The 17,705-nt window shown below is 34.0% G+C and carries 20 protein-coding genes; 12 read left to right on the forward strand and 8 right to left on the reverse strand.

From position 1 onward, the window contains the following. Window positions 1-13: 13 nt before the first annotated feature. Window positions 14-184 carry a hypothetical protein gene (locus CXF54_RS15760; protein ID WP_177183495.1) on the forward strand — a complete coding sequence of 57 codons (171 nt, stop codon included), beginning with the start codon at window positions 14-16 and terminating at the stop codon, window positions 182-184. Between the two features lie 85 nt (window positions 185-269). Here the strand turns inward: CXF54_RS15760 and CXF54_RS01650 are convergent, their stop codons facing one another. Next, window positions 270-911, reverse strand: coding sequence for a 2OG-Fe(II) oxygenase (locus CXF54_RS01650; protein ID WP_101202179.1), 642 nt, complete (start codon window positions 909-911; stop codon window positions 270-272). A gap of 93 nt (window positions 912-1,004) precedes the next feature. Here CXF54_RS01650 and CXF54_RS01655 point away from each other — a divergent pair, with 93 nt between their 5' ends. Both CXF54_RS01655 and CXF54_RS01660 read left to right on the forward strand, forming a co-directional pair. Beyond that, on the forward strand, window positions 1,005-1,457 hold the full coding sequence (locus CXF54_RS01655) for a 6-pyruvoyl trahydropterin synthase family protein (RefSeq protein WP_090836912.1): 453 nt from the start codon (window positions 1,005-1,007) through the stop codon (window positions 1,455-1,457). 144 nt (window positions 1,458-1,601) lie between these two features. Further along, entirely contained in the window at window positions 1,602-2,357 is a 756-nt protein-coding gene (locus CXF54_RS01660) for a UDP-2,3-diacylglucosamine diphosphatase (protein WP_101202180.1), read from the forward strand. Here CXF54_RS01660 and CXF54_RS01665 read toward each other — a convergent pair. The 3 genes from CXF54_RS01665 to CXF54_RS01675 are packed head-to-tail and all read right to left on the reverse strand — an operon-like array spanning window position 2,354 to window position 5,785. Continuing rightward, window positions 2,354-3,625 carry an MFS transporter gene (locus CXF54_RS01665; protein WP_090836915.1) on the reverse strand — a complete coding sequence of 424 codons (1,272 nt, stop codon included), beginning with the start codon at window positions 3,623-3,625 and terminating at the stop codon, window positions 2,354-2,356. The two genes, CXF54_RS01660 and CXF54_RS01665, sit on opposite strands and share 4 nt — an antisense overlap. A 1-nt stretch (window position 3,626) precedes the next feature. Beyond that, window positions 3,627-5,318: a single-stranded-DNA-specific exonuclease RecJ gene (gene recJ / locus CXF54_RS01670; protein WP_101202181.1), complete on the reverse strand. Its 1,692-nt coding sequence runs from the start codon at window positions 5,316-5,318 to the stop codon at window positions 3,627-3,629. Window positions 5,319-5,365: 47 nt separating this feature from the next. Next, window positions 5,366-5,785: an OsmC family protein gene (locus CXF54_RS01675; protein ID WP_101202182.1), complete on the reverse strand. Its 420-nt coding sequence runs from the start codon at window positions 5,783-5,785 to the stop codon at window positions 5,366-5,368. A 60-nt stretch (window positions 5,786-5,845) separates the two neighbouring features. On the opposite strand from CXF54_RS01675, the gene CXF54_RS01680 reads away from it, so the two are divergent. After that, complete coding sequence (locus tag CXF54_RS01680) at window positions 5,846-6,436, forward strand: carboxymuconolactone decarboxylase family protein (protein WP_090836920.1); 591 nt, start codon at window positions 5,846-5,848, stop codon at window positions 6,434-6,436. 63 nt (window positions 6,437-6,499) lie between these two features. Here the strand turns inward: CXF54_RS01680 and CXF54_RS01685 are convergent, their stop codons facing one another. Genes CXF54_RS01685 through CXF54_RS01700 form a run of 4 tightly spaced genes read right to left on the reverse strand, consistent with a single transcriptional unit; the run spans window position 6,500 to window position 8,736 of the window. Beyond that, on the reverse strand, window positions 6,500-6,850 hold the full coding sequence (locus CXF54_RS01685; RefSeq protein ID WP_101202183.1) for a HopJ type III effector protein: 351 nt from the start codon (window positions 6,848-6,850) through the stop codon (window positions 6,500-6,502). 21 nt (window positions 6,851-6,871) lie between these two features. After that, entirely contained in the window at window positions 6,872-7,546 is a 675-nt protein-coding gene (gene rsmI / locus CXF54_RS01690) for a 16S rRNA (cytidine(1402)-2'-O)-methyltransferase (protein ID WP_101202184.1), read from the reverse strand. Between the two features lie 24 nt (window positions 7,547-7,570). After that, window positions 7,571-7,954: a DoxX family protein gene (locus CXF54_RS01695; RefSeq protein WP_090836927.1), complete on the reverse strand. Its 384-nt coding sequence runs from the start codon at window positions 7,952-7,954 to the stop codon at window positions 7,571-7,573. A 50-nt stretch (window positions 7,955-8,004) separates the two neighbouring features. Beyond that, entirely contained in the window at window positions 8,005-8,736 is a 732-nt protein-coding gene (locus tag CXF54_RS01700; RefSeq protein ID WP_101202185.1) for a hypothetical protein, read from the reverse strand. A gap of 120 nt (window positions 8,737-8,856) precedes the next feature. Between CXF54_RS01700 and CXF54_RS01705 the strand changes: the two genes are divergently transcribed. The 8 genes from CXF54_RS01705 to CXF54_RS01740 all read left to right on the forward strand — a co-directional run bounded on the left by CXF54_RS01705 (window position 8,857) and on the right by CXF54_RS01740 (window position 17,681). Further along, window positions 8,857-9,504, forward strand: coding sequence for a thymidine kinase (locus CXF54_RS01705; protein ID WP_090836931.1), 648 nt, complete (start codon window positions 8,857-8,859; stop codon window positions 9,502-9,504). Further along, on the forward strand, window positions 9,497-10,603 hold the full coding sequence (gene alr, locus CXF54_RS01710) for an alanine racemase (protein ID WP_101202186.1): 1,107 nt from the start codon (window positions 9,497-9,499) through the stop codon (window positions 10,601-10,603). The genes CXF54_RS01705 and alr overlap by 8 nt, the downstream gene beginning before the upstream one ends. A 95-nt stretch (window positions 10,604-10,698) precedes the next feature. Further along, complete coding sequence (mscL, locus tag CXF54_RS01715) at window positions 10,699-11,100, forward strand: large conductance mechanosensitive channel protein MscL (protein ID WP_101202187.1); 402 nt, start codon at window positions 10,699-10,701, stop codon at window positions 11,098-11,100. A 149-nt stretch (window positions 11,101-11,249) separates the two neighbouring features. Beyond that, a complete protein-coding gene (locus CXF54_RS01720; protein ID WP_101202188.1) occupies window positions 11,250-12,239 on the forward strand; it encodes an aspartate-semialdehyde dehydrogenase in 990 nt (329 codons plus the stop codon). A 127-nt stretch (window positions 12,240-12,366) separates the two neighbouring features. Then, the gene (locus tag CXF54_RS01725; RefSeq protein ID WP_101202189.1) at window positions 12,367-14,538 is read left to right on the forward strand and encodes a prolyl oligopeptidase family serine peptidase; all 2,172 of its coding nucleotides are present in this window, start codon (window positions 12,367-12,369) and stop codon (window positions 14,536-14,538) included. A 102-nt stretch (window positions 14,539-14,640) separates the two neighbouring features. Next, a complete protein-coding gene (locus CXF54_RS01730; RefSeq protein WP_101202190.1) occupies window positions 14,641-15,897 on the forward strand; it encodes a hypothetical protein in 1,257 nt (418 codons plus the stop codon). A gap of 141 nt (window positions 15,898-16,038) precedes the next feature. After that, entirely contained in the window at window positions 16,039-16,449 is a 411-nt protein-coding gene (locus tag CXF54_RS01735) for a hypothetical protein (RefSeq protein WP_101202191.1), read from the forward strand. Window positions 16,450-16,598: 149 nt separating this feature from the next. Next, on the forward strand, window positions 16,599-17,681 hold the full coding sequence (locus CXF54_RS01740) for an efflux RND transporter periplasmic adaptor subunit (RefSeq protein WP_101202192.1): 1,083 nt from the start codon (window positions 16,599-16,601) through the stop codon (window positions 17,679-17,681). Window positions 17,682-17,705 lie beyond the last annotated feature (24 nt).

The following is a 17,705-nucleotide window of genomic DNA, read 5'->3' on the forward strand; positions in this document are numbered from 1 at the left end:
TTAATAAAAATATATGTTTTTAAGCTTATTACAACAAGTAAATATTGAAGAAAAAATCAAGAATGCTCCTGACGATGAATATCAGATAGGGATTCTTATAGGATCTTACCTTCCATTATTTGCATTAATTGTTTTGGCTTATATCCTATACAGGTACAACAAAAACAGAAACAAAGATCAATAACATTATGAGCGATTTAATTTTTCCCCTATTAGCATTATTTGTAATACTAGCGTACTTCTACAACAAGTTTCGTAACCGCAGATAATTAGCGCGTTTTTAGCCAACCAGTAATGCTTAATCTTTTAGTATTTACTGGTTTGACTTCGTGTTCTAAAATTTGACTTTCAAAAATCACCACACGACCAGGAAAAGGGTACACCACTTTTTCTACCTCCTGCCCATTATCATCTAAATACAATACCAATTCACCACCATTTTCAGGTTGCCAATCTTCGTGGTTTAAATAACACACAAAAGACAACTTACGTCTATCATCATTTTTAAAAGTATCTAAATGGCGTTTATAAAACGTTGCTTTAGGATAAATAGCATAATGAAACTCCTTATGTAAAATTCCTAAAAAACACGTTTTATTTAAATACCCAACCAGATTATTTATCTTATTAAAAAACAACCCTTCCGCATAATTAGATTTAGCCTCTTCAATCCACAAAATCACATCACCTCTAATGGATTTAACAATTAGCTCATCAAATTTATTACCAATAGCAGCCTTCTTAAAAGAATCCTCCTCATGTTTCTCTAGTATAGACGCCCTTAAGGCATCAACTTCTTCAGTAGAGAAAAAATGGTCAACAATCGCGTATTTCTGTTTCCCAATATCGTCTATGATTTGCTCATAAAGCGGATTTTCAACAAAATCTAAAGCTTCAAAAAGCTGATTCATAGTACATTTATATTTAAAAAAGTGCGCAAATGTAACCTATTAACCATTCGCTTTTACAAATTCAATATCTTTGCACCCTAAATACTTTGGTTAATGAGCAATATTCGCATTACAAAACAATTCACTTTTGAGACAGGACACGCACTTTATGGTTATGACGGAAAGTGTAAAAACGTACACGGACACAGTTACAAATTAGATGTTACCGTAATCGGGACACCAATATCTGACTCCGATAATGCTAAATTCGGGATGGTTATAGATTTTACTGATCTTAAAAAAATAGTAAAAGAAGAAATTGTAGACGTCTTTGATCACGCCACAGTATTTAACAAAAACACACCACACGTCGAGCTTGCCAAAGAGCTAAAAGACAGAGATCACAATGTGTTATTGGTAGATTATCAACCAACCAGCGAAATGATGGTTATTGATTTTGCACAAAAAATAAAAAACCGCTTACCAAACGCAATCAAATTACACTCCCTAAAACTATCCGAAACCGCAACCAGTTATGCCCAATGGTATGCTAGCGATAATGGATAAATAATTAGGGCGTTACCACAAGGGTCGCGCTTTCCACTATATCTTTTTTGCGCATAAGCGCGCACAAAAAAGGATGCCGTATCAATCGCTAACGCAACCGTCAGCCAACACAAGGCATTATCAAGAATTAAGTATCTTTACAGCATGCAAATTCCAAAAGGAAAAAAAATATATTTCGCCTCAGACAATCATTTAGGCGCACCAACAAAAGCACTGTCTTTACCACGCGAAAAAAAGTTTGTCGCATGGTTAGACATGGTAAAAGAAGATGCAGCAGCTATTTTCTTACTAGGAGATATGTTTGATTTTTGGATGGAATACAAACGTGTAATACCAAAAGGATTTACAAGAACATTAGGTAAACTAGCTGAAATTAGTGACTCCGGAATCCCAATCTATTACTTTGTTGGTAACCATGATTTATGGATGGATGGTTATTTTGAAGAAGAATTAAACATCCCTGTTTACCACAAACCAAAAGAATTTACCTTTAACAATAAAACCTTTTTTATAGGACATGGAGATGGTTTAGGTCCAGAAGACAAAGGGTATAAACGCATGAAAAAAGTGTTTACCAATCCTGTTGCTAAATGGTTATTCCAACGTTTATTGCACCCAGATTTCGCTTTGCGTTTAGGACAATATATGTCCGTTAAAAACAAAATGATTTCTGGAGACGATGATGCTAAATTTTTAGGAGACGATAAAGAGTGGTTAGTACAATACTGCAAACGCAAATTAGAGACTAAACACCGCGATTACTTTGTCTTTGGACACAGACACTTACCATTAAACATAGACTTAGGTAACGACTCTAAATACGTTAATCTAGGCGATTGGATACAGTATTTTACTTATGGGGTTTTTGATGGCGAAAATATGGAGTTAAAAGACTATTAATCTTCCTTTTCATGGTCCTCAATATCCTTAGTTAAATCTAAGTTTCTTAAAGTTTTATTTTTTGCTCCAATAGCAACTACAGTCAATAAGGTCATTACACCTCCAAAAATTACAGCTCTAGCAGCACCACCTAAATATTTGGCAGCAATACCGCTTTCAAAAGCACCAAGCTCATTAGACGACCCAACAAACATACTGTTTACTGATGCTACACGACCACGCATGTGATCAGGCGTTTTTAATTGTAATATGGTTTGACGTATGACCATGGATACACCATCTGTTACTCCAGAAAAAAACAAGGCTGCAACACTAACCCAAAACAGTTCTGACATTCCAAAAATAATAATACAAATTCCAAAACCAAAAATAGAAATTAATAACTTTTTACCTGCATTTTTACTAACCGGTAAGTAGGTTGTAATAAACATAGTTAATATACTACCAATAGATATTGACGCATTTAAAACACCAAACCCTTTTGGTCCAACATGTAAAATATCTTGAGCAAAAACAGATAATAAAGCAACTGCACCACCAAATAATACAGCAATCATATCTAAAGACAAAGCCCCTAAAATAGCTTTATTATTAAACACAAACTTAAGTCCAACCTTTAGACTTTCCTTTACAGACTCACCAATATTAGGGTTTAAAATAGGCTTCTTTTCTATCTGAAACGTGATAACAAAAGCTAAAGCCACTAACACAAACACAATACACAATGTGCTAGCCACACCAATCCATCCTATAAAAAAACCTCCAAATAATGCTCCTAAAACGGTTGCTGCTTTCCAAGTACTACTACTCCAGGTCGCCGCATTAGGATAGATTTTTTTAGGAACCAATAACGCTATTAAAGAGAAAATAGTAGGACCAAAAAACGATCGTAAAAAACCTCCAAAAAAGACCAAAGCATAAATACAGTATAAAATAGTATTGGTTTCCCAATGGCCAACAACCGTATCCCAAGTCAATAAAAACAAACCCAAACTAATTAAAGAAAATGCTGCGATACATAGCGCTAACAAATTTCGTTTTTCTCTTTGGTCTACAATATGACCTGCAAATAAAGCCATAGTAAAAGCAGGAATAATTTCCATTAAACCAATTAACCCTAGATACAAGGGATCTTTAGTTAAAGTATACACCTCCCACTCAATAACAATAAACTGCATGGACCAACCAAAAACTAAGGCAAATCTTAATAATAAAAAGATATTAAACTCTCTTATTCTTAATGCTGCGTATGGATCATTTTTAGCCATATTACTCTTTTAAATCTCTTAATTTTAATTGCAAAGACACATTGCCTTGCCAATGATTTTCGTCTACAGAATAGACCGCTTTAAAACGTTTTCTATCTTTTATAAGGTTTAATTTATCGCCTAAATTAAAACCAATACACACAAATTTTTCTCTACCAGATTGCGTCACTGTGCATCTAATATGCTTATCGTCTTCTCCTACACATTTTCCATAACCAGTGTCTTTTAAATCTTCTGACATAAAAATAGGTGTCATGTTTCCAGGTCCAAAAGGTGCAAACTGTTTAACAATACGCCAAAATTTATCGTCAATAGCACTTAGTTCTAAAGTGGTATCAATTTTAATTTCTGGTGTTAATAAATTTTTATCTATGGTTTTGGAAACCTCATCTTCAAACGCTTGTTTAAAGGCGTCATAGTTTTCTTCTTTAAGCGTTAAACCTGCAGCATACATATGACCTCCAAACTGTTCGATATGCTCACTACAAGCCTCTAAGGCATTATAAACATCAAACCCAGAAACGGATCTTGCAGAAGCTGCTAATTTGTCTCCACTTTTAGTAAACACTAATGTTGGTCTGTAATACGTCTCTATTAATCTTGAGGCCACAATACCAATAACCCCTTTGTGCCAATCTTCTTGATACACTACAGAAGTTAGTCTTTGTTCCTCTTTGTTTTCTATAATTTGTGCTAACGCTTCAACCGTAATGGTTTTATCCGTATCGCGTCGGTCTGTATTAAACTCTTCTATTTCTTCAGCATAAGTCACCGCTGTAGCAAAATCAACTTCAGTTAATAAATCTACCGCATATTGTCCATGTTTCATTCGCCCTGCGGCATTAATACGTGGCGCAATAGTAAACACAACATCCGTAATAGTTAACGTGTCTTTTTTAAGCTGATTGATAATAGCTCTAAATCCAGCTCTCGATTTTTGATTAACCACTTTTAATCCGTGGTATGCCAAAATCCTATTTTCCCCAGTAATGGGAACAATATCAGCACCAATTGCTGTGGCTACTAAATCTAAATATGGCAGTAAATCGGCAATAGTTTCACCATCTTTTCCTGCTAAGGCTTGGATTAATTTAAATCCAACACCACAACCACATAACTCTTTATAAGGGTAATTACAATCGGCTTGCTTAGGATCTAAAACAGCGACAGCATCTGGCACAACTGCTCCTGGTCTGTGGTGATCACAAATTATAAAATCTATGTTTTTTTCTTTCGCATAAGCGACTTTGTCTACCGCCTTTACTCCACAATCTAATGCTATAATAAGACCAAAATCATTGTCTTCCGCAAAGTCAATTCCTTTATAAGAAACCCCGTAACCTTCGCCATACCTATCAGGAATATAAGTCGCAACTAAAGGTGTTTTTGTTTTTAAATACGATGACATCAATGCTACAGAAGTTGTGCCATCTACATCATAATCGCCATATACCAATATATTTTCATTATTAGCAATAGCGTGCTGTATTCTAACCACAGCTTTATCCATATCCTTCATTAAATACGGATCATGCAAATGGTCTAAGCTAGGTCTAAAAAAAGATTTAGCATCCTCAAAATTTTCAATGCCACGCTGTACTAAAAGAGACGCAATGGGTGCATCAATTTGTAAACTATCTGCTAAAGCATTAACAGTTTCAGGATTGGGTTTTGGTTTTAAGGTCCAGCGCATGTAGTGGATTTAGAATAAAAATTAGACTCTTTTCTAAGTAAATAATATTACTTATTATGAAAATGCACATTAGTTTTAACTTCCGCAAATCGTCTAAACATCTCCATAACACCACAGTATTTTTCAACTGATAATTGTACTGCTCTATTTATTTTTTCTTCATTTAAATCCTGGCCAGTAAAATGATAATCTAAAATTACGGTATGATAATATTTAGGATGCTCGTCAGTTAACAAACCTTCAACTTCCATTTTTAAATCATAGGTATTAATTTTCATTTTATCTAAAATAGACACAACGTCTAATCCAGAACAACCCGCTAAGGATGATAGCATTAAGGCTTTAGGAGATAATCCTTCACGCGCTTTACCTTCTACATCTGTATCCATTAAAACATGGTGACCACTTGGGTTATCAGAATCGAATAACATGTTTCCTTTCCAATTGGTTGTAATTTTATGCGACATAATTGAATATTTTTTCGTTTATTGATATCAATCAAAAATACTACTTAAAAACAAAAAACAATGCCTTTAATAACACCTTTAACAGCAGATCACGATTTAGAAACTAAAGAACTGGCAACATTCTTTAACGAGACCCTTGGATTTTGTCCAAATTCGGTTTTAACCATGCAACGTAGACCTGCTATTAGTAAAGCCTTTATCAATTTAAACAAAGCGGTTATGGCTAATGAAGGTCGTGTAACCTCAGCTTTAAAAAGAATGATTGCATGGGTAAGCAGTAATGCTACAGGTTGTCGTTATTGTCAAGCACACGCCATTAGAGCTGCCGAGCGTTATGGAGCAGAACAAGAGCAATTAGATAACATCTGGGAATACAGAACACACCCTGCTTTTAATGATGCAGAGCGTGCTGCTTTAGATTTTAGCTTAGCTGCTAGTCAAGTACCAAATGCTGTTGATGGCGACATTAAAACACGTTTACACGACCATTGGGATGAGGGAGAAATTGTAGAAATGCTTGGTGTAATCTCTTTGTTTGGATACTTAAACAGATGGAATGATAGTATGGGAACAACCTTAGAAGAAGATGCTATTGATAGCGGAAACCAATACTTAGGCAAACACGGTTTTGAAGTTGGAAAACACGTATAATTAAAGCTTATTTATAATTATTATATATCAAAAACCTTACTAGAAATAGTGAGGTTTTTTTTATTAAATAGTCTTTTTAGTTAACGGATTTTTATTAAAATGCAACCCTTCAAAACCTGTTATCATAAAGTTTCTGATATTTTGATGACCTGTTCCGTTGGGATCGTTTAAAACCTCATCAAAATAATACTGCCCAAAACAGGCCAAGGTTTCGGTTTTAGATAAAGCTTCTGTTTTTGCAAAAGCAAACACTTTACATGATCCCGAATTTTCTCCTTCAGCATTTTGCACCAAACCATTTGTAAAAGCTGTTGGTGTAAAATCAAAATACGTGTCTACTACTTGCATCGTTTCCGCGAAAGCGATTGTATTTGGTGTGTTTTTTAATTTGAATTTAAACGCTGTTATAGTCATCGTTATGCTTTAATCTATTTACTATTTACTTTTTCCGCCTACCACAATTACAATTTCCCCTTTAGGTGGTTTATTAGTGTAATGTTCTAAAACCTCTTTTGCGGTTCCACGAATCGTTTCCTCGTATAATTTAGTTAATTCTCTAGAAACAGAGACGGGTCTGTCTTCTCCAAAATACTCACAGAAATGACCTAAGGTTTTGATTAACTTATGCGGACTTTCGTAAAAAATGATGGTTCTGGTCTCTTCGGCTAATAGTTTTAATCTTGTTTGGCGTCCTTTTTTTACGGGTAAAAAACCTTCAAAAATAAATTTATCATTTGGAAAACCACTATTTACTAATGCGGGTACAAAAGCAGTTGCCCCTGGAAGGCAATCTACCTCAATACCATGTTCTATACACGCTCTAGTTAGTAAAAATCCTGGATCAGAAATGGCTGGCGTACCTGCATCACTTATTAGAGCAATGGTTGTTCCTGCCTTTAATTTTTGCACCAAATTATCCACCGTTTTATGCTCGTTATGCATATGGTGGCTTTGCATTTGCGTACCGATTTGGTAGTGTTTTAATAACTTCCCAGAGGTACGTGTGTCTTCTGCTAAAATTAAATCGACGTCCTTTAAAACCTCTACAGCTCTAAATGTCATATCCTTAAGGTTTCCAATTGGCGTTGGAACTATGTATAATTTACTCATTTCTCGATTAATTAGAGCTCAAATTTAAACTATTAATTTGTTTTTTTGACGCACATCTTTACCCAAAAAATAAGACACTAACACTATAAAAATAGTATAAAAAGACATCCCAAAAAGACCATGTCCTGCATTGTAATGCGCAACAGTAGCTAATATGACATCAAAGAAAAAGCCTGCATAAGCCCATTCTGTTAGCCAAGCACTTTTACGCCATAAAATCATGACAACACCTAAAACTTTAATAATAGCTAAAGGAATTACAATATAAGTCGGATAATTTAAACTTTTAAAATAGCCTTCTATCATTGCTGTATTGAAAAAGTACATTTGAGCCGAGTACAAAAACATGGCGCAAACCAAAATTGTACTAACCCAATATAATATGTTTTTTATAGATGTTTGTTTCATGTAATTATTGTGTGATTTTTAATTATTTTAAGCAGATACTTGCAACCAGACTACTCAAATCTAGCACCAATAATTGCCATAAAGCGGATTTCGTAATCTTCTTTACCTTCCCAATTATTATAATCTGGCTTAACCACATTATTAATTAAATTACTTGCTTCTTCTAAAGAAGACGATGTGTTTAATTGTGATAACACTCTGTTATAGTCGTCAACTTCTCCATCAAACAAATGTTTGATAAAAGCTAACTTATCATTTAAACCTATATTTAATCCAGATTTCAATCTATCGTTTAAACTCTTTTTCTCATTAGCATCAGACTTTGCTACCGGTTCAAAAACAGGAATATCATCAAATCCAGCAGTGATATCTTCAAAATCGTTTTTACTATAGTTTTCCTTTGGTAAAACTGAAGCAAGCAAATCGTCCACCTGATGGGTTTCGTCCGGCATTTGAGCAACCATATCCTTAATTTTCTCCATTAATGGCTCCATTATAGCATCATCTTCATCATCATCTAAGTTAATGTAGGTTTTATTATCAACTTCAATATTATCGCTTACCTTATTATTAAAAGCAGAGTCTAACATATCAAAAAACGAGGAGTCATTTCCTATAGTTGGCAAAGCGTCGTCTAAATTTTCGCTTGCAAACTTCAAAACAGTTAATTTTTCATACAAAGCAGCAACCTCAGCATGCATTTGGTTAACATCCTCTTTACCACCTAGCTTTAGAATCCTATGTGCTATACTCATTAATTCTGATTCTAATTTCTTCTTCATGGTTTTATTTTTTTTTATAATTTTTGAATTTATTGCAAGTTAGCCTTTTGATTTTTAATAAATTTGACCCACCTTTATACAAAACGTAAACACATTACGTTTTAGTGCTAAATTTACAAAATGTTTCTCGAAAATACAGTAAATCAAAAAGAACAATTTGGATGGATTGAAGTCATCTGTGGATCAATGTTTTCTGGTAAAACAGAAGAGTTAATCCGTAGGCTTAAACGTGCTCAATTTGCTAAACAAAAAGTTGAAATTTTTAAACCAGCAATCGATACACGTTATGACGAAGAGATGGTTGTCTCTCACGATTCTAACGAGATCAGATCGACTCCCGTACCCGCTGCTGCCAATATTCCAATATTAGCAGACGGTTGCGATGTGGTTGGTATTGACGAAGCTCAGTTTTTTGATGACGAAATTGTTAGAGTATGTAATGACCTAGCAAACAAAGGAATTCGTGTGATTGTTGCCGGACTAGATATGGATTTTAAAGGAAACCCCTTTGGACCAATGCCTAATTTAATGGCGACTGCAGAGTATGTTACAAAAGTACATGCGGTATGCACTAGAACAGGAAACCTTGCACAATATAGTTTTAGAAAATCTGCTAATGACAACTTAGTTTTATTAGGTGAAACTGAAGAGTATGAGCCACTGTCTAGAGCTGCTTATTACAAAGCAACCATGCGAGAAAAAATAAAAGACATAACTGTTCAGGATGCACAACAAGTAGATCAAAAACCTAAAACAACAAATGGTTAACGCTCAAGAAACCGTTTTAGAAATAGATTTAAATGCCCTAAAACATAATTTTGAGTATTTAAAATCTAAACTATCAGGAAACACAAAATTTCTGGCAGTAGTAAAAGCATTTGCTTACGGTAGTGATGCTGAAGAGGTCGCTAAATATCTAGAAACATTAGATGTTGATTACTTTGCGGTTGCTTATACCTATGAAGGCGTTGCACTTCGCGATGCTGGTGTAACAACCCCAATTTTAGTGCTACACCCTCTTCCGATTAGTTTTGACACCATTATTGAGCGCTGCTTGGAACCAAGTTTATACTCCAAACGTTTATTGGATCTTTTTATCGCTTGCGCTGAAACACATAAACAAAGTAACTACCCTGTTCATTTAAAATTTAATACAGGCCTAAACAGGCTTGGTTTTGCAGATCAAGATATTACTGAAATTTCAGAAGCACTATCTAAAACTGAAACTATAAAAGTAAAAAGTCTATTTTCTCATTTAGCAGAAAGCGAAGAAGTGGAGCACCCAGATTTTACTTTAAAGCAAATAGAAGGTTTTACAGCTATCTATAAAAAAGTATATCGTTATTTAGATTACAAACCTTTCCTACACCTATGTAATACATCAGGACTATTAAATTATCCTGAAGCACATTTTGATATGGTTAGAAGCGGAATTGGTCTTTATGGTTTTGGAAACGATCCCCGATTTAATAAACACCTAAAACCTATTGCATCTTTAAAAACAATTATATCTCAAATACATCATATAAAACAAGGCGAGAGCCTAGGATATAATAGAGCCTATACAGCAGCAAAAGATACAAAAACAGCAACATTACCTATTGGCCATGCAGATGGTATTAATAGACAATATGGTAATGGACATGGTTTTGTGACTATTAATAATCAAAAAGCATACATATTAGGTAACGTTTGTATGGACATGATTATGGTAGATGTCACAAATATAGACTGTAAAGAAGGTGATCAAGTCGTCATTTTTGATACAAATCACACTGTAGATACTTTAGCAGAAAACGCCAATTCTATCTCATACGAATTGCTTACTGCGGTATCTCAGCGAGTAAAACGCGTAATTTGTCGATAAGTTAGTACCCAACCGACCTGTTTTTTCCTGTTTATGTTAAAAAATTAACTAAATTCGAAATAATAAATATTAACTAACATTTAAAATTAAAAATTATGCTTAAAGAATTTAAGAATTTTATCATGACAGGAAACGTAGTTGAATTTGCGGTTGCTGTTATTATGGCTGGAGCAATAGGACTTGTAATTAACGGTTTTGTTGGAGACATCATTATGCCTATTGTAGGTCATTTTGCAGGAGGAATGGACTTCGCTAACTTAGCTTACCAATTAGACCCTGCAGTATTAGCTGCTGACGGAACAGTAGAAAAAGCGGCTAACAGTATCCGTTACGGTGCATGGGTTAACGCTATAATTAACTTACTAATTGTTGGTTTTGTAATGTTCTTAATGGTTAAAGCTTACAATAAAACTAAGAAGCCAGTTGAGGCTGCTGCACCAGCAGGACCAACTGACAACGAATTATTAATGGAAATCAGAGACGCTTTAAAAAAGTAATCTAAATTCTATTATTAGTATCAAAAACCGATTTTATATTTAAAATCGGTTTTTTTTATGCCTAATTTTTACGAAAAAATTAATACATTTTATATTCTTTCTTTACTTAAATACCCTAATTTTAAACCTTAATTAAATTAATAGTAAAAATGAGAGTAGCAGTAGTTGGAGCAACCGGAATGGTTGGAGAAGTAATGCGTAAAGTACTAGAAGAAAGACAGTTTCCTATTTCAGAATTTATTCCTGTAGCATCAGAACGTTCTGTAGGTAAATCTATCTCATTTAATGGTAAAGATTATACCATTGTAAGCTTACAAGATGCCGTAAATGCTAAGCCTGATATTGCTTTATTTTCGGCAGGAGGAAACACGTCTTTAGAGTGGGCTCCAAAATTTGCGGAAGTTGGTACTACCGTTATTGATAATTCTTCTGCGTGGAGAATGGATCAAAGCAAAAAATTAATTGTTCCAGAAATTAATGCGGATCAATTAACTACATCAGATAAAATTATAGCAAACCCAAATTGCTCTACCATACAAATGGTAATGTGTTTGGCTCCGCTTCATAAAAAATACAAAATCAAACGTATTGTTGTTTCAACTTACCAATCTATTTCTGGTACAGGTGTAAAAGCAGTACAACAATTAGAAAACGAATTAGCCGGAATTGATGGAGAAATGGCATACCACTATCCTATCTTTAAAAATGCAATTCCGCATTGCGATGTCTTTGAAGACAATGGTTATACTAAAGAAGAATTAAAACTAGTAAACGAAACTCAAAAAATATTAAACGATAATACTATAGCGGTAACAGCAACTGCGGTAAGAATACCTACTGCCGGTGGACATAGTGAGTCTGTAAATATTGCTTTTGAAAACGACTTTGACTTAACAGAAGTTAGGGAATTACTTAGCCAAACAGACGGTGTAGTTGTACAAGACAATACAGACGTAAATACATACCCAATGCCTTTATATGCTAATGGTAAAGACGATGTTTTTGTTGGTCGTATTAGACGTGATTTATCTCAAGCAAACACAATTAACATGTGGATTGTAAGTGACAACCTTCGTAAAGGCGCTGCAACAAACACAGTCCAAATTGCAGAATATTTAGTAAAAAACAAATTGGTTTAATATAAAACCAAAAAGCGTACTGCTATCTATTATAGCGTAACGCTTGAAATCTTAAAAAGTGCTTGTTTATTTTAAACAAGCACTTTTTTGTTTAAATTTATAGTCGCAACCAAAACGTATTTATAACATGAAAAAAATAGCACTTTGCCTATTAACCCTTTCCATAATTATGTCGTGTAAAGAAGAAAAAAAACAACAAGCAGTAAAAAGAGATATAGTCGTTGACTATCCTGATACTAAAAAAGCAGATACAGTAACCAATTATTTTGGAACGGATGTAAAAGACCCATACCGATGGTTAGAAGATGATAAAAGTGCTGAAACGGAAGCTTGGGTAAAAGCAGAAAACAAGGCGACACACTCATACTTAGACAATATACCGTACAGAAAAGCACTTAAACAGCGTCTTGAAAAACTATGGAATTACGAGAAAATTGGTGCTCCTTTTAAAGAAGGAGATTACACTTATTTTTATAAAAACGATGGATTACAAAACCAATATGTTATCTATAGATACAAAACCGGTGAAGACCCAAGTACAGCAACAGTATTTTTAGACCCAAATACTTTTAAAGAAGACGGAACCATCTCTTTAGGTGGGACAAGTTTTTCTAAAAACGGTAGCGTTTTAGCCTACGCCATCTCTGAAGGAGGTAGCGATTGGCGAAAAATATTAGTTATGGATATCGAATCTAAAAAAATTGTCGAAGACACTTTAGTCGATATTAAATTTAGTGGGATGTCTTGGTATAAAAACGAAGGCTTTTACTACTCTAGTTACGACAAGCCTAAAGGTAGTGAGCTGTCTGCAAAAACAGACCAACACAAAGTTTACTATCACAAATTAGGAACACCTCAAAAAGAAGATCAATTAATTTTTGGAGGTAAAGCTTCAGAAAAACACAGATACATTTACGGGTCAGTAACAGAAGACGACCGTTACTTAATAATTTCTCCTCGTGTTTCTACCTCAGGAAACAAATTATATATCAAAGATTTAACGCAACCTAATTCTAAACTAGTGGAGATTATTGGTAATACCGATAACGACACCTATGTATTAGTTAATGAAGGGTCAAAATTATTTTTAGTAACAAACCTTAACGCGCCAAATAAAAAAATAGTTACAGTTGACGCGTCTAATCCTACTCCAGAAAACTGGGTAGATTTTATACCAGAAACTAAAAATGTGTTAAGTCCATCAACAGCTGGCGGATACTTTTTTACTGAATATATGGTTGACGCCGTATCTAAAGTAATGCAATATGATTACGATGGTAAATTGGTTAGAGAAGTTAAATTACCAGGTGTAGGAAGCGCAGCTGGTTTTGGTGCTAAAAAAGAAGAAAAAGAATTATACTATTCGTTTACAAATTATGTAACTCCAGGAAGCATTTACAAATACGATATAGAAAACGGAACTTCAGAATTATTCCGTAAACCAGACATCGATTTTAATCCTGAAAATTACGAGAGCAAGCAAGTTTTTTATGCTTCAAAAGACGGTACAAAAGTACCAATGATAATCACACACAAAAAAGGATTAGAGCTTAATGGTAAAAACCCAACTATTCTTTATGGTTATGGTGGTTTCAACGTTAGTTTAACGCCTAGTTTTAGCATCGCTAATGCGGTTTGGATGGAACAAGGTGGTATTTATGCTGTACCAAATTTACGTGGTGGTGGAGAATACGGAAAAGCTTGGCATGATGCAGGAACGCAATTAAAAAAACAAAATGTTTTTGACGATTTTATCGCTGCTGCGGAATACCTTATTGATCAAAAATATACCTCATCAGACTATTTAGCAATCCGTGGTGGATCAAACGGTGGGTTATTAGTTGGTGCAACGATGACGCAACGTCCAGATTTAATGAAGGTTGCTTTACCTGCAGTTGGTGTTTTAGACATGTTACGTTATCATACTTTTACTGCAGGAGCAGGTTGGGCTTATGACTACGGAACAGCAGAAGACAGCAAAGAAATGTTTGATTATTTAATGGGGTACTCTCCTGTACATAATGTAAAAGAAGGTGTAGAATACCCTGCAACTATGGTAACCACAGGTGATCACGATGACAGAGTTGTACCGGCGCATAGTTTTAAATTTGCTGCCCAATTACAAGACAAGCAAACAGGAAGCAATCCAACGTTAATACGTATCGAAACTGATGCTGGTCACGGTGCCGGAACACCTGTAAGTAAAACAATAGAGCAATATGCGGACATCTATGGTTTTACACTTTTTAATATGGGATTTGATGTTTTACCAACAGAAATCGAAGATTTTAAAGACTAATAATATTACTTAAAAAAATAGCAGCAAGTGGTTAGCAAAATAGATTAACCGTTTGCTGCTATTTTTTATTTCAACCATAACAATTCCCCAACATTTAAACTTATGAAAAAAATACTTTTACTAGCATGTGTTGCTTTTGCCTCACTAACTGCAACAGCTCAAAAAGCGGATGTTAAAACGCAAGACGTTAAAGCTACTTTTGAGCAACCAGAGATTCTAAAAAACACTAAAACGTATAGCTACACCATTCAAGATGATGGAAAATACTGGAATTATACTGCTACTGAAGCAAATCCAACAATAGCATCCAATACAGAAGGCATAAACCTAAGTGGGTTAGAGCGTGTTACTGAAAATGCAGACTTACAGGTAATTGTTGGTTTTTCTGGTAACCAATTAAAATCTAGTCCAGGATTAATTGTTTTACAAGGCACATACAATATCATGGTGTTAAATAAAGAAAACAAACTACTCTTGAACATTAAAGAAACTGTAGAAAAGAATGTATCCGCAGCAAAAAGCGAATACAGTATAGTAAACAGAGATACAAGAAACATAACAAAAGCACTTATTGTTACAGAACACGTACAGGATTTACTTAAAGAATATGAGCATTTATTCTCAGGTAGTGCAGACCTAAAAGTGCCATTTGGATTGTTTAAAAAAACAAAGGACGGTGCTGCAGAAAGTTTTAACACGTCTTCTAAACCTTTAATAGATGCCATTGTTGCTAACAGTAACGATACGGAAGCACTAGATAAAGCTATTGCTTTTTGGACCGCTCAATTAAATGTTGATTTTGGAAAAAAAGTTAAAGACAAGATAAAAAATCGCGTTATTTACGCCAATTTAACTTCTGCAAGTTTATTAAAAAAAGACATAAACGCTGCTAAAACCTATTTTGAATTAGTTAAAGAAAACACTGGATTCTTTGATACTTGGACTTCAAATTACAAAACGATATTTAGTCGTTTTGAGAGCTCTAATTCATTAGAAAATTCAGACAACTTAGTAACTGTTGCTGTAACACCAAATAGTGCATATTTAATTACACTACCTGCAGGAAAATACACTTACAAATCTAAAGACCCAATAAACTATTCTAAAATAGAGATTCAAAATTTTGTTCCAAATGTTAAGTCTGGTATTGCATCTTTAGACTCTAAAATAAAGCCAGAAATTTACATTTACGAAAATGATGTAAAAACACTTCGTCATTTTGGAGACGGAAATAACACTATTATTACTAATGATGGTGAAGAAATAATCTTTAAAGTTTACAAAGGAGAATATAAGGCTTGCGTCAAACAAGCGGATGGTTCTTATAAAATGTATAACAGTAATATTGTTATAGAATAGTCATAAAACTAATTTTAAATTAAAGAGTCGCTCTAAATCAGAGCGACTTTTTTAATACATTATTTTTCTTCTTAAAGAAGACTTAAAAAGCAATCTTTAGTTTGGTAGTAATAATCAATTACTCTAGTTTTGCACTCGTAAATGAACAAAATAGTCACTAAATATTTACCCTTATTAGCACTCTTGCTATTGACAGGACTAACTAACGCACATGCAGATACTGCAATTGATGCGGACTATGCTTTAGCTGGTAATCATGAAAATAAAGCTTCAGTAGATGCCAACTTAGGTACTATATCTAATTTTACAATTCAACAAAACGAAACAGCAGAATGGTTTTTCGATTATACCGAAGCCGAAGAAGCAGAAAACGAAGAAACCGTTAGTAGCACGACTATTAACTCTTTTAGTAGTTATATTTCAAAACTGTTTCATACTCAATTATTAAGTGATTTATCTTCTAAACTTCAAAAAGAAGCTAACAGTTTCACCTATATCGTTTGTCAACCTTCGACAAAACTTCATGTTAGATTAGAAGTCTTTATAATCTGATTTTTTCTTTCTATTATAGACTAATTTTTATTGGTTTATTACATATTTCAAAAAAAATAATATAACACAAACAGCCTGTCTTGTGCCGTATTGGCAATGACTTGCTGCAATCACATTTTATTTTACCAATTTATTTTAAATAAAAAATTATGAAAAAAATCTTCATTTTCATGGGTTTATTCGCATGTCTAATTCATACAAGTTGCGAAACTAAAAAAGAAGAAAAGAAAGAACACGTTGCTTTTCTTGTTACCAATCCTATTAAAAAAGACACCACTATAACTAAAGATTATGTTAGTCAAATACATTCTATTAGACATATCGAATTAAGAGCCTTAGAAAGAGGTTATCTAAAAAGCATCTCTGTAGACGAAGGGCAACATGTTAAAAAGGGACAAGCCATGTTCCAAATAATGCCAAATATTTATCAAGCCGAATTACAGAAGGCTAAAGCCGAATCTGACGCTGCCAAAATTGAGTTTCAAAACACGAAATTATTGGCGGATGGTAATGTCGTTTCTCAAAACGAATTAGCCATGGCAAATGCTAATTTAGATAAAGCTAATGCTGAAGTAACTTTAGCACAAACACATTTAGGTTTTACTAGAATTACAGCGCCTTTTGATGGTATCATGGACCATTTAGAAGCAAGAGAAGGGAGCCTTTTAGATGAAGGCGAATTACTTACAACATTGTCTGATAATAGTCAAATGTGGGTCTATTTTAATGTCCCTGAAGCAGAATACCTAGACTATATTACTAGCGCCGATAAAGACACTAAAAAAGAAGTTGGCTTACTAATGGCTAACAACAAACAATTCAACCAAAAAGGAATTGTTGAAACTATTGAAGGAGAGTTTAACAGCGAAACAGGAAATATTGCTTTTAGAGCCACGTTTCCAAATCCAGATGGAGTCCTAAGACATGGCGAAACAGGTAGCGTATTAATGGCAGTACCTTTTAAAGACGTTATTATTATTCCTCAAAAAGCAACGTTTCAAGTCTTAGATAAAACCTATGTTTTTATAGTAGATCAAGACCATATCGTAAAACAAAAAGAAATTACTATTGGTGCAGAGTTACCACATCTATTTATTGTTAGTAAAGGACTATCTGAAAACGATACTATCTTACTAGAAGGTATCAGAATGGTTAAAAACAATGAAGAAATAGAAACCAAATTTTTAGAGCCAAACAAAGTAATGTCTGAGTTAGACTTATACGCTGAATAATTTTAGAATTTAATCTACAAAAGA

The organism is Olleya sp. 1-3 (assembly GCF_002836085.1).
GTDB classification, from domain to species: Bacteria; Bacteroidota; Bacteroidia; order Flavobacteriales; family Flavobacteriaceae; genus Olleya; species Olleya namhaensis.